Source organism: Alcanivorax sp., from assembly GCF_019431375.1.
GTDB classification, from domain to species: Bacteria; Pseudomonadota; Gammaproteobacteria; order Pseudomonadales; family Alcanivoracaceae; genus Alcanivorax; species Alcanivorax jadensis_A.
In genome coordinates this window covers 1864699-1882170 of record NZ_CP080267.1, presented here as the reverse complement: position 1 = coordinate 1882170, position 17472 = coordinate 1864699, and the positions used below count along the sequence as shown (strand labels likewise).

Genomic DNA, 17472 nt, shown 5'->3' with positions numbered 1-17472 from the left:
CTAAAGTCATACTGTGCCGCCACTGTCCTTTGGCTAGTCTTGGTACAAGCCCGATTCCCCCGTGGGAACCGGCCACTTGTAACGAGGACGCAGAGGGACGAGTAATGAAAGAAGAAAATGCCCGCGCCTATTGGGCTGCCAACCTGCGATTGATTCTGACCTACCTGGCTGTCTGGTTCGCCGTTTCCTATGGCTGCGGAATCCTGCTGGTGGATGAACTCAATCAGATTCAATTTTTCGGATTCAAACTGGGCTTCTGGTTTGCGCAGCAGGGAGCCATCTACGTGTTCCTGGTGCTGATCATCATGTATGCGCGATCCATGAACAAGCTGGATCGTAAATTCGACGTCCACGAAGACTGAGAGGGGTAAGATTATGGATGTTCAAACACTCACCTATCTCTTTGTGGGCGGTTCCTTTGCGCTCTACATCGGGATTGCGATCTGGTCGCGAGCCGGGTCGACAAAAGACTTTTACGTGGCCGGTGGCGGTGTGTCTCCCATTGCCAATGGCGCGGCTACGGCAGCGGACTGGATGTCCGCGGCCTCTTTTATTTCCATGGCGGGGATTATTGCCTACGCCGGTTACGATGCGTCGGTGTACCTGATGGGGTGGACTGGCGGTTACGTGTTGCTGGCCATGTTGCTGGCGCCTTACTTGCGCAAATTCGGCAAGTTTACCGTCCCGGATTTTATCGGTGACCGTTACTACTCCAATGTGGCGCGAACGGTGGCAGTGATCTGCGTGATCTTCGTGTCCTTTACCTACGTGGCCGGCCAGATGCGCGGTACGGGTATCGTGTTTGCCCGCTTCCTGGAAGTGAATGTGAATACCGGTGTGGTAATCGGTATGGCCATTGTTTTCTTCTATGCGGTACTCGGTGGCATGAAAGGGATTACCTACACCCAGGTAGCCCAGTATTGCGTGCTGATCTTTGCCTTCCTGGTGCCGGCGGTCTTCCTGTCCATCATGATGACCGGCCATGTGCTGCCGCAGACCGGGTTCGGTGCCACGGTTCTGGATGCGGCCGGTAACGATTCCGGTGTCTATCTGCTCAACAAGCTGGATCAGGTGGTCACGGATCTGGGCTTTACTGCCTATACCGATGGTTCCAAATCCACCATTGATGTGTTCTTTATTGCGGCGGCGCTGATGTGTGGCACCGCCGGTTTGCCCCATGTGATCGTGCGTTTCTTCACGGTGCCGCGGGTAAAGGATGCCCGTATCAGTGCTGGCTGGGCGCTGTTCTTTATCGCCCTGCTGTACACCTCCGCCCCGGCGGTGGGTGCCTTCGCCCGCCTCAACCTGATCGATACGGTTCACCAGACCCAGTACGAAGAACTGCCGGAATGGTTCTACAACTGGGAAAACTCCGGCCTGATCGGCTGGATGGACAAGAATGGTGACGGTGCGGTGCAGATGAGCGCCGGCGCCCCCTTCGAAGGTAAGCCCACCTTTGCCGGCAGCCGTGAGGAAGCGCAGGGTAGCTACGGCGAGCGCGTTCTCACCAATGCTCCGACTGACAACGATGCGGAAGTGTATATCGATCGCGACATCATCGTGCTGGCCAACCCGGAAATCGGCAACCTGCCGGCCTGGGTGATCGCCCTGGTGGCGGCCGGTGGCGTGGCCGCAGCGCTATCCACTGCAGCAGGTCTGTTACTGGTGATTTCCAGTGCCATTTCCCATGACCTGCTGAAGAAAACCCTGAAGCCGGATATTACCGAGAAGCAGGAACTGTTGGCGGCCCGTGGCGCAGCGGTGGTGGCGATCTGTATCGCCGGCTACTTCGGCATCAATCCACCGGGCTTTGTGGCCCAGGTGGTGGCGTTCGCCTTCGGGCTGGCGGCGGCAAGCTTCTTCCCGGTGATCCTCATGGGCATCTTCTACAAGCGCATGAACAAGGAAGGGGCCATCGCCGGCATGCTCACCGGGCTTGCCTTCACCTTCTGCTACATCGTCTATTTCAAGTTCGTTTCCCCTGAGATGAACAGCGCCGAGCACTGGCTGCTGGGCGTGTCTCCGGAAGGTATCGGGACTGTCGGCATGCTGCTCAACTTTGCCGTGGCCTTTACCGTATCCCGGGTCACCGCACCGCCGCCGGAGCATATCCAGCACATCGTGGAAGACATCCGTGTCCCGCGGGGTGCCGGTGAAGCTGTGGCGCACTAAAGCAAGCTGAGGATGGGGCCGGTATGGGGCGATGGATCCATACCGGCTTTCTTCTCTGAGTGACAAGAGACAAGTTTCAAGTTGCAACGCGAGAGGGTTTGAGAAGCCTGCTTCGACACAGGTGGCCGCGAGGATACGTCTGCCGTAGCCACCCTGAATAATGCGCGTAGCTGTTGCCTTTCGGCTGGCAATATCGGTAATCCGCGTTGTAACTTGAAACTTGCCACTTGCTCCTGAAGGTCGCCGGAAATGATTGAACAGGAACTCGACCAGTATCCGTTCAGCCTGCTGGGAACAGCGGGCCGCCATCGCCTGCATCAGAGCACTGATCTGGCCTATTACGAACCCGGCGATATCATTCTGGAAGCGGCCAGTCCCAGTGACCATGTCTACGTGGTTCACAAGGGCAGCGTGGCGGAGCTGGACGTGAAGGCCCCGGACGGGCGCAGCCAGGTGGGGGTGTATGCCGCCGGTGATCTGTTCGGTGCCATCAGTGTGCTCAACGGCAAAAGCCGTTATCGCTTCCGTGCCGAGCAGCAGACCCTGTGCCACCTGATTCCCGCCGCCCTGTTTCTGGAGCTGTGCGACAGTGAGCCGGAGTTCGGCCGCTTCTTCCGCCAGACGCTGGCAGAAAAAAGCCAGCGACTGGCGGAGCGGCGGGAGGGGGGTGTCACCCTGGCCGGGTTCATGCTGGCGCGGGTGGATCAGTGTATGCGCGAGCCACTGGTCATGGCAGCCAATGCCACCCTGCGTGACGCGGTGACGGCACTCAAGCAACACGGTGTGGACAGTGTGTTGATCCATAGTGACGAAGGCTTTGCCATTGTCACCAAAACCGATCTGCTGACCGCCCTGGTGCTCAACGGGCAAAGTGCCGATACCCCGCTGGAAGCGGCGGCAGAAAAAAAGCTGGTAACAGCCCGCCCGGACGACTATCTGTTCACCGCGCTGACAAGCATGACCCGTCACAAAGTGGCCCGGGTGGTAGTGATGGCGGGCGAGCAGGCGGTGGGGGTGGTGGAGCTCACCGATGTGCTCAGTTTCTTTTCCAGCCGCTCCTACGTGGTGGGGCTGGAAATCGAGAAGGCGGAATCCCTGGACGAGTTACGGCTTGCCAGCGAGCGCCTGCCGGAACTGGTGGAAGCGCTGATGGCCCAGGGCGTGAAAATGCGCTTTGCCATGGAACTGCTGGCCGCCCTTAATGGACGGATCATGGCCAAGGCGTTTGGCATGGTGGTGCCCGCCGAGCAGCAGCAAGCCTGCCTGATCATCATGGGCAGTGAGGGGCGTGGGGAACAGATACTGAAAACCGACCAGGACAATGGCTTGATCCTGGCGGATGATCAGCACTGGCCCCGCTGCGACACCGATGCCCGCCGCTTTACCGAAACGCTACTGACCTTGGGTTACCCGCCTTGCCCCGGCAAGGTGATGGTGTCCAACCCGGAATGGGTGGGCAGCCTGAGCCAGTGGAAGCAGCGCATCCATGGCTGGGCCGGGGATGTGGGTGGCGAAGGCTTGATTCGCATCACCACCCTGGTGGACGCCCATTGCGTGGCCGGCGACAACCGCTTGCTGGACACCGTGCGCACGGCGCTGTTCGATCGCTGCAGTGGCGATGATCTGTTCATGGCGCACTTTGCCCGCCCCATTCTGCAATTTGCCACGCCACTGAATCTGTTCGGCTCCTTGAAAAAGCCCCAGCACGGTATCGATATCAAGAAAGGGGCGTTGTTTCCGGTGGTCCACGGCGTGCGCGCCCTGGCCCTGCAGCAACGGATTGTGGAAACCTCCACCCTGGCCCGGCTGGAAAAGCTGGTGGCATTGAAGGTGCTGGAGCCCGGGGTTGCCGAAGACCTGGGCGAAGCCATGGAGCTGTTCAGTGAGCTGCGGCTGAATCATCAGCTCGAACACCTGCACGGTGATGCCATGAATATTCCCGATAACCATATTGTGGTGCAGCGCCTGTCATCCCTGGAGCGGGATCTGCTACGGGATGCCCTGCATTTGGTCAGTGAGTTCAAACAGCGCCTGTCCCGTCGTTTCCATCTGGAATATTGAGGGCAACCATGGGTGCAGGCAGGAGGATTAAAAGAATGCTGCGACACTGGCGACGTTATACCGACAGGTACCGACACGGGCAGGGGCCCTTTGCCCACCTTTTTATGCCCTACCAGGGCGATGAGGTGATCGCCATCGACTGTGAGACTACCGGCCTGGACAGTCGCCACGCGGAGCTGGTTTCCATCGCGGCGGTGCCGGTGAAGCAGGGGCGGGTGCTGACCAGCCAGGCACTGGATATCAAACTGCAAGCGCCGGACAGCCTGGAAGGCAGCTCCATTCGTATTCATCGTTTGCGGCCGGTGGATCTGGAAGAGGGCGAGTCCGTGGTCGCGGCGCTGGAGCAGCTGCTGGACTTTATCGGCAATCGCCCCCTGGTGGGCTGGTGCGTGGATTTCGACGTGGCCATGGTCAACCGTTACCTGCGCCCTCTGTTGGGTTTCGATCTGCCCAACGCCACCATCGAGCTGTCCAGCCTGTATCAGAAAAAAATGCGTCACTGGAAACCGGAACTGGAGCCGGACTTGCACTTCGATGCCATGGCCGACGCCCTGCAGGTGCCGGTTATGGAGCGGCACACCGCCCGTGGCGATGCGGTGACCGCGGCACTGATGTACTTGCAGCTTCAGAAGCCGGTGATGAATTAACCTGTTGGAGCCTTGCAAGCAAGGCTCCAACGTAAAATTGTGGAGGGAACATGCTCTACGCCGAAAAAATGGCCTTGATTGCCGGTCTCTGTGTCGTGCTGTATGCCTACCTGCGTTACTGGCAACGGACCCGTGATACCCGAGGCCTGCTGATGTTCTGGCGGCGGGAAATGACACTCACTGTGAGTGAATTCAAGTGGCAGCGGGCAGGCGTCGCCCTGTTGCTGGTAGCGGTGGCGCTACGCTTCGTTCAGGCGTTGCTTTAAGCTGAAACCTGTATCCGTTAACCGGGAGCGGCGGTGTTTTCATTGTGGCAGCTGAGTGGCCTGGCACTGGGGTATGTGCTGGTGCTGTTCGTGATCGCCTGGTGGGGCGACCGGGCGGCGCGCCAGGGACGTAAAACCTTCCAGAATGCCTGGGTCTACAGTCTGGGGCTGGGCGTCTATTGCACCTCCTGGACCTTTTACGGGGCGGTGGGTGAAGCCGCCCAGAACGGTTGGAACTATCTGCCTATTTACCTGGGTCCCATTCTCACCGTGCTGCTCGGTGGCGCCCTGATCTACAAGATGGTCACGGTGGCCCAGCAGCATCACATTACCTCCATCGCGGATTTTCTCGCCGCCCGTTACGGCAAGTCCCGCCGCCTGGCGGTGCTGGTCACCCTGGTGGCGATTATCGGCGTGCTGCCCTATATCGCCCTGCAGCTGAAAGCGGTGACCCTGTCATTTGATTATGTGCTCAAGGATTCCGCTCAATACGGGATGGATACCGCCCTGGTAGTGGCGGTGCTGATGGCGGTCTTTACCCTGCTGTTCGGAACCCGTCATATCGATACCACCGAACACCAGTCCGGTTTGATGCTGGCGGTGAGCTTCGAGTCCTTTATCAAGGTAGTGGCCTTTGTGTTGCTGGGGCTGTACTGCCTGTACTTTATTTTCGATGGCCCCATGGATATGTGGCAGCAACTGGAGTTGCAAGGCGACGTCTTGCCGATTTTCGAGCCCACCCTGTTTTCCCAGAGCTTTGTTACCGCCTTGCTGTTGTCCATGGTGGCGATTCTCTGCCTACCCCGACAGTTCCATGCCGGGGTAGTGGAAAACAACGACCTGCGACACCTGCGCACCACTCGTTGGCTATTCCCTTTATATCTGCTGATGTTTGCCATCTTTGTGCTGCCCATCGTGGTGGCCGGCGTCATCACCCAGCCTTACCTGATCGGTCAGGCAGATACCTACATGCTGTCGCTGCCCATGGCCCAGGACAATTCTGCCATGCTGATGGTGTCCTTCATCGGGGGGATTGCGGCGGCAACCGGGATGGTGATTGTGTCCACCATCTCGCTGGCCATCATGCTCACCAACGAGGTGTTGCTGCCCCTGTGGTTGCAGTCCCGGCTTCATGAAAAGGATCAACTGGCTGGCTTGAGCCGGCAACTGCGGTTCCTGCGCCGGGCCAGCATTCTGGTATTGCTGGGCCTGGCCTTTGCCTTCCATACCCTGATTGATCGCTTCGATGGCTTGGCCAGTATCGGCCTGTTGTCCTTTGCGGCGGTGGCCCAGTTTGCCCCGGCGCTGGTGGGGGCGCTGTACTGGCGCACCGGCCACAAGCAGGGCGCCTTTGCGGGGCTGGGAGTCGGGTTTCTGCTGTGGTTCTACTGCCTGCTGGTGCCGGTGATTTTGCCCATGGAATGGGTACAGGTGCTGAATGAACGGGGGCTGCTGGGGCTAGGCCTGCTGCGACCCCATGCCATGTTCGGCATCGAGGGGCTGGAGCCGCTGACCCATGGGGTGTTCTGGTCCCTGTCGGTGAACCTGGCGGCGTTTATCTATTTTTCCCGGCGTGCGAGCCACGATGCCCTGGACGAGGCCCAGGCGGCCCGGTTTGTGGACATGCCCATGGACTGGTGGCGCGAAGGCATCGGTCACCCGTCCATTACCACCGCCGAACTGCTGGAAGTGTGCAAACGCGGGCTGGGCCATCCCCGTGCCGAGCCGCTGTTTTTTGATTACATGCGTCGCCGCAGTGTGTCCGAAGAACTGGAACTGCCGGCTCCCCTGCATCTTGTGCGCTATGTGGAGCGGTTGCTGGCGGGCACCATGGGTGCCTCCACCGCCCGGATCGTGATGAGCACCCTGCTGCGCAAGCAGAACAGTCGCCATGACGACGTGGTACGGATGATGGATGAGGCCTCCGAGCTCATCCAGTTCAATCACCAGTTGCTGCGTACCACCATTGAAACCATCAGCCAGGGTATTTGCGTGGTCGACCGGCAGATGCAGGTGGTGGCCTGGAACCAGGCCTATGTGAAGTTGTTCGATTACCCGGATGGTTTGATTCGACTCGGTCGCCCCATCGAGGAAGTCTACCGCTACAACGCGGAGCGCGGCTACTACGAGGGGGAGAACCTGGAAGAGGATGTGAGCAAGCGGGTGCAGCTGTTACGCGAAGGCCATTCTCACCAGTTCGAACGTGAGCTGCCCAATGGCATTGTTGTGGAGGTGCGCGGCACGCCCATGATCGGCGGTGGTTTTGTCAGTACCTACATGGACATTACCGAGCGCAAGCGCGATGAACAGGCCCTGCGCCAGATCAACGAAAATCTGGAGAACATGGTTGCCGAGCGTACCCGCAAACTCACCGAGGTGAATGAGAAACTGGCCCGGGCCAATGAGGGCAAGACCCGTTTCCTGGCTGCCGCTGGCCATGATCTGATGCAGCCACTCAATGCCGCCCAGCTGTTTACCTCGTCACTGCGCCAGCAGTTGGTCAAGCGTGATGGCGGTGGCTTTGACCATGAAGTGGGCGTGTTAGGACATATTGATACCTCCTTGCAGGCTGCCGAGCAGATCATTTCCGCGCTGATGGAAATCAGCAAGCTGGATACCGGCACCATGCCGACCCATGTGCATCCGTTACGTCTGGGCAGTTTGATGGAGCCGCTCAATCAGGAGTTTTCCGCCCTGGCCGCTGCCAATGATCTCAGGTTGCGCTCGGTGATCTGTAATGCGGTGGTGGAAAGCGACGAAGCCCTGCTGCGACGGGTACTGCAGAACTTGCTGTCCAATGCCATTCGCTACACTGAGCACGGGCGCATCCTGTTTGGGTGTCGTCGTCAGCACAATGCCATTCGTATCGATGTGTGGGACACCGGCCCGGGGATTCCCGATGATCAGCACGAACAGATCTTCCGGGAATTCCAGCGCTTGCCACAACAAAGCCGGAAAGCGGTAAAGGGGTTGGGGCTTGGGCTGGCCATCGCAGACCGTATCTGCCGCCTGCTGGGGCACCGGTTAACGGTTCGTTCCTGGCCGGGTAAAGGTACTGTATTCAGCGTTACGGTGCCGTTGGCCAAGGGAGAGTTACCGCCGCTGTTGCAAGAAGCGGAAACAGTCAGCAAGGGCATTCATGGTATGCGGGTGTTCTGCGTGGACAATGATCCGGCACTGCTCGCCAGCCTGGTGGCGGCCCTGGAAATGCTCGACTGCGATGTGGTTGCCGCCAGTGGTCTGGATGAGGCCTTGCAAAAAGCCGCCGACAGCCCGGTCCCGGATGTGCTGCTGGTGGATTATCAACTGGATAATGAAGACGGCTTCGCCGTGATCGAAGGTCTGGACAGCTGCTGGGACGACGTGGTCCCAGCCATCCTGATGACCGCCGACCGCAACCCGCAGGTCCGCGAACGCGCGGAAGAACAGGGGATTGGTTTTTTGCAGAAGCCGTTGACGGAGGGGATGCTCAGAAGGGCGCTGGAGGCAGTGAATAGTTAACAGTGAACAGTTAATAGTGCGCGCCGAGCGCATGTGTCTTTTAACACGCATGAGGCCGCGACCATGGTTTGGTCGCGGCCTCATGCGTTGAAAATATATAAACCTAAATCGCGAGCTGTTAACTGTTCACTATTCACTGTTAACTGCTTTCCACCCCCTGCGGTTCAATCGCCAGATCCTTCAATGCCAGCACTGCCTGGGTGCGGTTGCGGACACCCAGTTTGCGGAAGATGGCAGTCATGTGGGCCTTGATGGTGGCTTCCGAGACCTCCAGTTCGTAGGCGATTACCTTGTTCTGCATACCTTCCATCAACATGCCCATGACCCGGAACTGCTGCGGGGTGAGGCTGGCGATGCGTTCGCTCATGGCCGAGTGGTCGGGCAGGGTGGGGGGCATGGCGCGACGAGCGTGTTCGGGGAGCCAGCGTTCGCCACCCATGATCTTGCGCATGGCGTCGGTCATGGTGTCGATGGAGGCGGACTTGGGGATAAAGCCATCGGCACCGAAATGAATGGCACGCTGAATCACGTCGACACTTTCGGTGGCGGAAATCACCACAAGAGGCACCTTGCGGTACTGTTCGCGCAGATACACCAGGCCGGAGAAACCATGGGTGCCCGGCATGTGCAAATCGAGCAGAATCACATCAAAGGGAATCGCCTGCTGGCCCAGGGTTTCCAGGGTGGCGAGGGAGTCCGCTTCGTGGATAGTGGCATCAGTAAAGCTGGCCTCCACCGCCTGTTTCAGGGCAGCGCGGAAAAGGGGATGGTCATCGGCTATCAGTATTGTTGTCATGACCCCGATTTAAGCATGAAAGAAAAAAAGATGCTGCCCTTGGGGTACCCGGAGGGCAGCGTGGGAAAAACAGCAAACAACAGACTCCCTTCAGCGTAAATTACTTGTTTCCTGATGCATGGAGTCCTTGAGCGTCGGGTAGTGCATCCTGGCTAGCTTCAGGGCTCCCAGCGCTGACATGAAGTCACCGGTTAACCCGGGTCTCCACCAGGCTTGCCACCACCGCCGGGTCTGCCAGGGTGGAAATATCGCCCAGGCTGTCATGCTCGTTGGCAGCCACTTTTCTCAGGATGCGCCGCATGATCTTGCCGGAACGGGTCTTCGGCAGACCGGCCGTAAAGTGGATCAGGTCCGGAGTAGCGATGGGGCCGATTTCCCGGCGTACCCATTGGCGCAGCTCCTGCAGCAGTTCCTCGCTGGCAGTTTCTCCGTCATTGAGGGTCACATAGACATAGATACCCTGGCCCTTGATGTCGTGCGGGTATCCCACGACTGCTGCCTCGCACACCCGGGGGTGGGCGACAAGGGCACTTTCCACTTCCGCCGTACCCATGCGGTGGCCGGACACGTTCAGCACATCGTCCACTCGGCCGGTGATCCAGTAGTAACCGTCTTCGTCCCGGCGGGCGCCGTCGCCGGTGGTGTAGTAGCCCGGGAAGCTGCTGAAGTAGGTCTGCACAAACCGTTCGTGGTCGCCCCACAGGGTGCGAGCCTGCCCGGGCCAACTGTCGGCAATGACCAGATTGCCTTCGGCGGGGCCGTCCAGCAGGTTGCCGTCGTTGTCCACCAGTGCTGGCTGGATGCCGAAGAAGGGCAGGGTGGCGGCACCGGGTTTGGCTTCGGTGGCAGCGGGGAGCGGGCAGATCATGATGCCGCCGGTTTCGGTCTGCCACCAGGTATCCACCACCGCCGCCTGGCCGTTACCGACCACATCATGGAACCACTGCCAGGCCGCCGGGTTGATCGGCTCCCCGGCGGTGGCCAGTACCCGTAACTTGTCACGGCGGCTGCTCTGGCAGCAGTGATCGCCACCAGCCATCAGGGCGCGGATAGCGGTGGGGGCGGTATAGAGAATTTCCACCTCGTAACGGTCGATGATGTCGCCCACCCGCTGGTCGTTGGGATAGTTCGGTACCCCTTCAAACATGACACAGGTGGCGCCATTGGCCAGCGGGCCATAGACCAGATAGGTATGTCCGGTGATCCAGCCCACATCGGCGGTGCACCAGTACACCTGGCCGGGCTGGTAATCGAAGGCCAGCTGGTGGGTCAGTGAAGCGTAGACCAGGTAGCCGCCGGTGGTGTGCAGCACGCCCTTGGGTTTACCGGTGGAGCCGGAGGTGTAAAGGATGAATAGCGGGTCTTCCGCGTTCATGGCTTCCGCCGGGCAGTGGCTGTCGCTTTGCGCCTGTTCCTCTGCGTAATCCAGATCGCGCCCGGGCTGCCAGTGAATCTGGTTGCCCACATGGCGAACCACCAGCACTTTTTCTACGCCACCGGTGCCGTCCTGGCGCAGAGCTTCATCCACATTGCTCTTGAGCGGCACGGGTTTGCCGCCGCGCCGTCCGGCGTCGGCGGTGATCACCATTTTGGCGCCACAGTCGGCAATGCGACCGGCCAGGGCATCCGGGGAAAAGCCGGCAAACACCACGGAATGAATGGCGCCGATGCGGGCACAGGCGAGCATGGCGAAAACGGCTTCCGGGATCATCGGCATATAGATCATTACCCGGTCGCCCTTGCCGACCCCCTGGCGCTTGAGGGTATTGGCAAGCTGGCAGACATGCAGATGCAGGGCCTGGTAGGTGATTTCCCGGCTCGGTTCGCCGGGTGCATCCGCTTCCCAGTACAGGGCGACGGCATCACCATTGGCAGCCAGGTGGCGGTCGATGCAGTTGCTGCTGGCGTTGAGTTCACCGTCATGGAACCAGCGAATATGCATGTCATCCGGATGGAAGCTGGTGTCGCGAATTTGCAGCGGCTCTCGCAACCAATCGATTCGCTGGGCCTGGCTGCGCCAGAAGCCGACGCTGTCCTGCAGACTCTGCTGGTAGAGAGACTGGTAGTCATTGGCGTCGATCCAGCAATGGGATTTCAGCGCCTCTTTCACCGGCACACGTACACCCGTTTCCATGGGATTTCCTCACTGAAGTGATGCAGTTGTTATAGGGGTGTTGCCAGTGTGCGAAAGCAAGGCGGTGCCCTGAATTAGACCTTGGTCTTACGAAAGGGCTGGCCTGTTTCGACCTATGGCTAATAGTTCGCCGATTATTGGCCGCGCAAGCTGTTCGTGTAGTCACTTACGTGTTGATGAAAACAAGAGGACAGGGCCATGACAGCAATAAAACCCAAGTACCTGTGTGCCGCCGTTTTGCTTGCCCATGCGGGTATGGCGGGTGCTGCTACGCTGGAGGAGCGGGTCGCCGAGCTGGAAAACAAGCTGGAGCATAGTGGCGGCAATAGTCAGATCACCTTCGGAGGCTTTATCAAAGCCGATACCATCTACAGCAAATACAGTGATGGCGAAGAAGCGACAGCGCCGATAGGTGAAGATTTTATGGTGCCTTCTACCATTCCTGTAGCGGGGGAAGAGGGTTCCGGCAAGCTACACATGCATGCCAAGCAGAGCCGCTTATGGTTGAAGAGCGTGACCCATACCCCCATGGGCGACGTGAAAGGCCATATCGAAATCGACTCCCAGACCACAGGTCTGGGGGATGAACGTATCAGTAACAGCTATGCAGTGCGAATTCGACATGCTTATCTGAGCTGGGACAAGTGGCTGTTCGGTCAGACCTGGTCCACCTTCTTTAATGTCAGCGCGCTGCCGGAAACCCTGGATTTTGTCGGTGCTGCCGGCACCGTGTTCGAGCGGCAACCGCAGATTCGCTACACCAGCGGCCCCATCATGCTGGCCCTGGAAAATCCGTCCACCACTCTCTACGGCGGTTCGGAAAACCCCTACGACGATAATGGTGTGCCCGATGTGGTGCTGCGCTACAACCTGACCGGTGACTGGGGCAATGTGAGCCTGTCCGGCATGGGTCGGGAACTGGCCTATCAGGACAACATCGGTGGCCAGGACCGGGACGAAAGCGAATACGGTTACGGGCTGGCCCTGGCAGGCAAGATGATGCTGGGCGAGATGAATGATGTGCGCTTCCAGCTCAATTACGGCAATGCCATCGGCCGGTATCACACCCTTAATGCGTTCCGCTCCGGGCAGATCGAGGCCGACGGGGATATCGAGCTTATCGATCAGTGGAGTGCGGTGCTGGCCCTGCGTCACCACTGGAATGATAGCTGGCGGTCCAACTTCGCGGTATCCATGAGCGAAGCGGATAACCCGGATACCGTGGCCGGTACCACCAATGAAACCGTGCAGAGCGCTCACGCCAACCTGATCTGGCAGGTGGCCAAGCCGCTGTCATTGGGTGGCGAATTGATCTACGGCGAGCGGGAAACCGAAGCGGGTGATGACGGCGACCTGAAGCGCGTGCAGTTCACGGCCAAGTACGCATTTTGAAAACGGCGCTTCAGGTTGAGTCGTTGCAGCCATGCAGGCATGGCGAAGTATCCTCGGGAAATGGCAGGTTCGCCTTGTGAACAAGGCTCCAACGGTAAAGCCTACTGGGCAAACAAAAAAAACGGGGCGCTGATAGCGCCCCGTTTTTCTTGCCTGCGTGTGGCAAGCTTTCTTAATCCAGATCCGCCGGGTACACGCCGTGCTCATCGTGCACTTCCTTGCCGCTCAGGGGCGGGGTGAAGGCGCAGGCTACCACCATGTCTTCGTCACCACCGTAAAGCCAGTGCTCGTCGTGCTCGTCGAGCAGGTAGATGGTGCCCGGCAGCAGGTCGTAGACCTTGCCGTCGGCGATGGTTTCGATCTTGCCGTTGCCGGAAATCACGTACACGGATTCCCAGTGATTCTTGTAGTGGATATGGGTCTTGGTGCCCTTGAAGATGGTAGTGATGTTGAAGGAATGACCCATCTTGTCGTCTTTCAGGGACAGGCGAACAGACTGCCAATTGCCGTTTTCGGCTTTGACGCAACGGTCTGACTTCTCGGCTTCCGCCAGAGTACGAACGATCATGGTGTGGCTCCTGAGCAAAAAGGGAGAGGAGAGAAGGAAGGCTCCCCCGGATTCGGGGGAGCAAGCAGCCTGTTAGGCAGAAATGCTGGAAACAGAGTGCGCTTCACCGCGCTTGATGCGGTCAGTCATGACTTCGGCAACGCTTTCCTTGATGATGTCCAGCGCGCGAGTCAAGTCTTCTTCATCAATGGTCAGAGGACACAGGGTCTTGATCACCTGGTCATCGGCACCGGAGGTTTCAATCACCAGCTGGCGCTTGAAGCAGGCCTTGGTGATTTCACCGGCCAGTTCGCCATCGCGTGCCACCAGACCCTGCATCATGCCGCGACCGTTCAGGTAGAACCAGTGGTCGTCATAGGCGTTGGCGATCTCGCGGAAACGGTCGGTGATGATGTCCGCCTTGCGCTGTACTTCCTTGGCAAACTTGTCGTCGCGCCAGTAGTGATTCAGCGCAGCGGCAGCAGTGACGAACGCCAGGTTGTGGCCACGGAAAGTCCCGTTGTGCTCACCGGGTTTCCACTGATCCAGTTCCGGCTTCAGCAGCACCATGGCAAACGGCAGGCCGTAACCACTCAGAGACTTGGACAGGGTGATGATGTCCGGAGTGATGCCGATATCATCGAAGCTGAAGAAGGTGCCGGTACGGCCACAACCCGCCTGGATATCATCCAGGATCAACAGCATGTCGTGTTTGCGGCAGACTTTTTCCAGGTTGCGGAGCCAGTCGAAACTGGCTGCATTGATGCCACCTTCGCCCTGTACGGTTTCCACAATCACTGCTGCCGGGTGGTCCACGCCGCTGGAGGAGTCGCCCAGCACCTTGTCCAGGTACTCGGTGGTGTCGAAGGCATCGCCCAGATAGCCATCATATGGCATCGGTGTTACACCGCCCATGGTGACACCCGCAACGCCACGGTGGTGGCTGTTACCGGTGGTGGCCAGGGCGCCCAGGCTCACGCCATGGAAGCCGTTGGTGAAGCTGATGATGTTCTCGCGACCCTTGATGTTACGGGCAACCTTCAGCGCCGCTTCCACCGCATTGGTGCCGGTGGGGCCGGTGAACTGCATGATGTAGTCCATATCGCGGGGCTTCAGGATCACTTCATAGAAAGCATCCATGAATTCACGCTTGGCGGTGGTGTGCATATCCAGGCCGTGAACGATGCCGTCGCGCTGAATGTACTCAAGCAGCTTCTCTTTCAGTACCGGGTTGTTATGGCCGTAGTTCAGGGTGCCTGCACCGGCCAGGAAGTCGATGTATTCCTTGCCGTTCTCATCGTACAGGTAGCTGCCCTTGGCCTGGTCAAACACCACCGGGAAGCTGCGTGCATAGCTCATTACTTCCGATTCGTGACTGTCAAAAATGTCGGTATCCATGATTCCTGTTCCTCGCTTGAATTCGGTGCTTGTTTCGTTCTGGTCAGGTCGTTCAGGCTTCGTCTCTATTGAATGGCCCGATACGCAGCAGATATTCGTCGTTGTGTTCGCCGGCAAAGTGAATGCGCGAATCGAACAGTATGAATTCTTCCGTGGGCATGCTGCGCTGGTAGGCGAAGCTGCGGAACATTCCCCAGGACGCTTCGTTGTCCGGGGTAATGGTGGTCTCGATGAACTGTACGTCGCTGCTTTCCTCGCGCTCGATCAGTTCGGCCAGCATGCGCTTGGCCAGACCCTTGCCGCGAGCTTTCTCATGCACGGCCACCTGCCAGACAAACAGGGTGTTCTGCTGCTTGGGCGGGATGTAGCCGGAGATGAAGCCCACCAGATCGCCATCCATTTCCGCGGCGACGGAGGTATCAGCAAAGTGCGTGCACTGCAGCAAGTTGCAGTAGACGGAATTCTCGTCCAGCGGCTTGCACTCACTGATCAGCTTGTGCACCCGGCTGCCGTCCTGGCTTTCCGGCTTGCGGAAAGTGATGTCATCCTGATTATCGGTGGATGAGTCCGTTTTCTTTGCACTGTCTGCAACCATGATTTCACTTTTGGTCCGTTTTAGAGAAAGAGTTGGCTTCGCGTTCGCGGCGGCTGCTCATGTCCACCGCTGGCTGAGCGCGGTCAATTGCGCCCAAATCCAGTACCGGAGAGGCATCGATATCCCCGGCATTCATCATGGCGGCCACCCGTTGCAGGGAGCTCAGTATTAAAGATTGCTCCCAATCTTCGAGGCGGTCAAAGCGCTCGATGAATTCGTCCTGAAGCGGGGTGGGGGCCTGGTCGATAATATCGTCGCCGGCCGGCGTCAGGTGAGCGTATACCCGGCGCTTGTCCTGCTCGCCGCGCTTACGCTCCACCAGTTCCCGCTTCTCCAGGCGATCCAGAATGGTGGTAATGGTGGCCTGGCTGAGGGAGACCTCATTGGCCAGGTCGCCCATGGTGATTTCACCGTGGGCAGAGATCGCCTGCATGATAAGCAGTTGCGGCGAAGTCAGGCCTGAGACCTTGCTCAATTTCCGTGAGTAAAGGTCGGTGGCGCGAATAATCTGTCTTAATGCGATCAGCACGTCTTCGTGTCTGGCCATTGCCGTCAGTTCTCTTGATAACAAAGTAATGTGACCGTTGTTAGACATAATATGTCTGCAATCACCTTTGAGATGTAAGGATTCAACCCCACACCATTCAGGGCAACGCCAAGTAATTCCTTGCGAAAAGTGATAAGCTATTTTAGAGATAAAACATTTAGAAGTCAAAGTAACTGCCCGCCAACAGACTGCCATATCGTCGGAATCCACGTCCTTTCTGGGCTGCACGGGATTTGCCCGGTGCCTTGTTATATGCCCCTTTATCCTTTCTTTAATCCGGTCTGATGCCTTGTCGTCCGCTGAGTCACCACTGATCATTACTGCCAGTGAAACTGGTTACAGCGGTGGCGTATACGGGGGCTTAATGCGACCATAGCGTCGATCTGAAGCGATGCCTTCAGATTCTTGTTTTTGACCGTAAGTCGACAGATTGAGGATAGAGTCTTGCAGACAATGCGACTTGCGCGCCTGGCTTTGCTGGGGGTGTTGTTTCTGGGCCTGGCGCCCATGGTGGTGGCGGAAACCGATCAGGCTCCGCGCCCGGAATCCGAAAGCGAAATCGAAAAAGGCCCGGTTATTTCCCAGTTCCGGGAAAACTGGATCCTTGGCGAGCTGCGGAACCTGCGCCAGGACATGATGGAATACCGTAACCAGATGAACCTGCTGGTCACCGACCGGGAGCTGGAAGTGGCGGACAAGGCCATGGGCTACGCCACCAATACGGTGACCTATTTCTTCTACCTGATCGCCGGTGCCGCCTCCATCCTGGCGCTGGTGGGGTGGTCCACCATCCGTGATCTGAAGGACAACGTGCGGGTCTACGCGGAAAAGGAAATGGCCCGCCTCACCAGCGAGTATGAGGCACGCCTGGCGGATCTGGAGCGGGAGCTGCGCAAGAAATCCCTCACCATTGCCGAAAACCAGGAAGAGATCGAGCGCACTAACGAGATCCACAGCCTGTGGCTGAAGGCCACCAAGGAGCCCAGTGCCCAGGCCAAGATCGAGCTCTATGACCGTATTCTGGAATTGCGCCCGGATGATCCGGAAGCCCTGGCCTGGAAGGCGGATGCGGCCCTGGAGCTGGGCGAGCAGCGCTGGGCCCTGAGTCTGTGCGACCGGGTGCTGGAAGTGGATGAAGAAAACTCCCATGCCTTGTACCAGCGCGCCTGCGCCTGGGCCGGGCTGGGCGAGATCGACAATGCGCTGGCCGACCTGGATACCGCTATCCAGACCTCGGAAACCCTGCGTCGCCATGCCCGCAGTGAAGAGATGTTCCGGCCGCTGCACGAGCTGGCTCGCTTCCAGGAGCTGGTCGGCAGCACAGACGAGCCCATCTGATAGGGCTATTCTGTCAATCCCATAGCCAAAGCCACGCCCGCAAATGGTCAATTTGCGGGATACTTTCTGCTAGACTTG

At 58.6% G+C, this 17472-nt stretch carries 14 protein-coding genes; 8 read left to right on the top strand and 6 right to left on the bottom strand.

Annotated features, from left to right (window positions below; all coding sequences use genetic code 11):
• Positions 1-104: 104 nt before the first annotated feature.
• From KZ772_RS08695 to KZ772_RS08670, 6 genes are all read left to right on the top strand, one after another.
• Entirely contained in the window at positions 105-362 is a 258-nt protein-coding gene (locus tag KZ772_RS08695; RefSeq protein WP_062815795.1) for a DUF4212 domain-containing protein, read from the top strand.
• Between the two features lie 13 nt (positions 363-375).
• A complete protein-coding gene (locus KZ772_RS08690) occupies positions 376-2172 on the top strand; it encodes a sodium:solute symporter family protein (RefSeq protein ID WP_290539398.1) in 1797 nt (598 codons plus the stop codon).
• A gap of 249 nt (positions 2173-2421) precedes the next feature.
• Positions 2422-4233: a DUF294 nucleotidyltransferase-like domain-containing protein gene (locus KZ772_RS08685; RefSeq protein WP_290539397.1), complete on the top strand. Its 1812-nt coding sequence runs from the start codon at positions 2422-2424 to the stop codon at positions 4231-4233.
• Between the two features lie 35 nt (positions 4234-4268).
• Positions 4269-4880, top strand: coding sequence for a 3'-5' exonuclease (locus KZ772_RS08680; protein ID WP_290539396.1), 612 nt, complete (start codon positions 4269-4271; stop codon positions 4878-4880).
• A gap of 50 nt (positions 4881-4930) precedes the next feature.
• On the top strand, positions 4931-5146 hold the full coding sequence (locus KZ772_RS08675) for a hypothetical protein (protein ID WP_290539395.1): 216 nt from the start codon (positions 4931-4933) through the stop codon (positions 5144-5146).
• 33 nt (positions 5147-5179) lie between these two features.
• On the top strand, positions 5180-8647 hold the full coding sequence (locus KZ772_RS08670) for a hybrid sensor histidine kinase/response regulator (protein ID WP_290539394.1): 3468 nt from the start codon (positions 5180-5182) through the stop codon (positions 8645-8647).
• 139 nt (positions 8648-8786) lie between these two features.
• Here KZ772_RS08670 and KZ772_RS08665 read toward each other — a convergent pair whose 3' ends face one another.
• Together KZ772_RS08665 and acs are read right to left on the bottom strand one after the other, a co-directional pair.
• Positions 8787-9443 carry a response regulator transcription factor gene (locus tag KZ772_RS08665; RefSeq protein ID WP_290539393.1) on the bottom strand — a complete coding sequence of 219 codons (657 nt, stop codon included), beginning with the start codon at positions 9441-9443 and terminating at the stop codon, positions 8787-8789.
• A gap of 184 nt (positions 9444-9627) precedes the next feature.
• A complete protein-coding gene (gene acs / locus KZ772_RS08660) occupies positions 9628-11577 on the bottom strand; it encodes an acetate--CoA ligase (RefSeq protein ID WP_290539392.1) in 1950 nt (649 codons plus the stop codon).
• Between the two features lie 198 nt (positions 11578-11775).
• On the opposite strand from acs, the gene KZ772_RS08655 reads away from it, so the two are divergent.
• Entirely contained in the window at positions 11776-12969 is a 1194-nt protein-coding gene (locus KZ772_RS08655) for a DcaP family trimeric outer membrane transporter (RefSeq protein WP_290539391.1), read from the top strand.
• Positions 12970-13141: 172 nt separating this feature from the next.
• Here the strand turns inward: KZ772_RS08655 and KZ772_RS08650 are convergent, their stop codons facing one another.
• From KZ772_RS08650 to KZ772_RS08635, 4 genes are all read right to left on the bottom strand, one after another.
• Positions 13142-13537, bottom strand: a complete 396-nt coding sequence (locus KZ772_RS08650) for an ectoine synthase (protein ID WP_290510500.1) — start codon at positions 13535-13537, stop codon at positions 13142-13144.
• Between the two features lie 72 nt (positions 13538-13609).
• Positions 13610-14914 carry a diaminobutyrate--2-oxoglutarate transaminase gene (gene ectB, locus KZ772_RS08645; RefSeq protein WP_290539390.1) on the bottom strand — a complete coding sequence of 435 codons (1305 nt, stop codon included), beginning with the start codon at positions 14912-14914 and terminating at the stop codon, positions 13610-13612.
• A gap of 52 nt (positions 14915-14966) precedes the next feature.
• On the bottom strand, positions 14967-15509 hold the full coding sequence (gene ectA, locus KZ772_RS08640) for a diaminobutyrate acetyltransferase (protein ID WP_290539389.1): 543 nt from the start codon (positions 15507-15509) through the stop codon (positions 14967-14969).
• A gap of 4 nt (positions 15510-15513) precedes the next feature.
• Positions 15514-16056: a MarR family transcriptional regulator gene (locus KZ772_RS08635; RefSeq protein ID WP_062815807.1), complete on the bottom strand. Its 543-nt coding sequence runs from the start codon at positions 16054-16056 to the stop codon at positions 15514-15516.
• Positions 16057-16509: 453 nt separating this feature from the next.
• Between KZ772_RS08635 and KZ772_RS08630 the strand changes: the two genes are divergently transcribed.
• Positions 16510-17394 (top strand): hypothetical protein, encoded by an 885-nt coding sequence (locus tag KZ772_RS08630; protein WP_290539388.1) that lies wholly within the window; start codon positions 16510-16512, stop codon positions 17392-17394.
• Positions 17395-17472: the final 78 nt, after the last annotated feature.

Bases quoted from the DNA above. Each gene is read 5' to 3' on its own strand.
- acs (WP_290539392.1), bottom strand. From the start codon at position 11,577: ATGGAAACGGGTGTACGTGTGCCGGTGAAAGAGGCGCTGAAATCCCAT.
- KZ772_RS08655 (WP_290539391.1), top strand. From the start codon at position 11,776: ATGACAGCAATAAAACCCAAGTACCTGTGTGCCGCCGTTTTGCTTGCC.
- KZ772_RS08695 (WP_062815795.1), top strand. From the start codon at position 105: ATGAAAGAAGAAAATGCCCGCGCCTATTGGGCTGCCAACCTGCGATTG.
- KZ772_RS08690 (WP_290539398.1), top strand. From the start codon at position 376: ATGGATGTTCAAACACTCACCTATCTCTTTGTGGGCGGTTCCTTTGCG.
- KZ772_RS08635 (WP_062815807.1), bottom strand. From the start codon at position 16,056: ATGGCCAGACACGAAGACGTGCTGATCGCATTAAGACAGATTATTCGC.
- KZ772_RS08665 (WP_290539393.1), bottom strand. From the start codon at position 9,443: ATGACAACAATACTGATAGCCGATGACCATCCCCTTTTCCGCGCTGCC.
- KZ772_RS08675 (WP_290539395.1), top strand. From the start codon at position 4,931: ATGCTCTACGCCGAAAAAATGGCCTTGATTGCCGGTCTCTGTGTCGTG.
- ectB (WP_290539390.1), bottom strand. From the start codon at position 14,914: ATGGATACCGACATTTTTGACAGTCACGAATCGGAAGTAATGAGCTAT.
- KZ772_RS08685 (WP_290539397.1), top strand. From the start codon at position 2,422: ATGATTGAACAGGAACTCGACCAGTATCCGTTCAGCCTGCTGGGAACA.
- KZ772_RS08650 (WP_290510500.1), bottom strand. From the start codon at position 13,537: ATGATCGTTCGTACTCTGGCGGAAGCCGAGAAGTCAGACCGTTGCGTC.
- KZ772_RS08680 (WP_290539396.1), top strand. From the start codon at position 4,269: ATGCTGCGACACTGGCGACGTTATACCGACAGGTACCGACACGGGCAG.
- ectA (WP_290539389.1), bottom strand. From the start codon at position 15,509: ATGGTTGCAGACAGTGCAAAGAAAACGGACTCATCCACCGATAATCAG.
- KZ772_RS08630 (WP_290539388.1), top strand. From the start codon at position 16,510: ATGCGACTTGCGCGCCTGGCTTTGCTGGGGGTGTTGTTTCTGGGCCTG.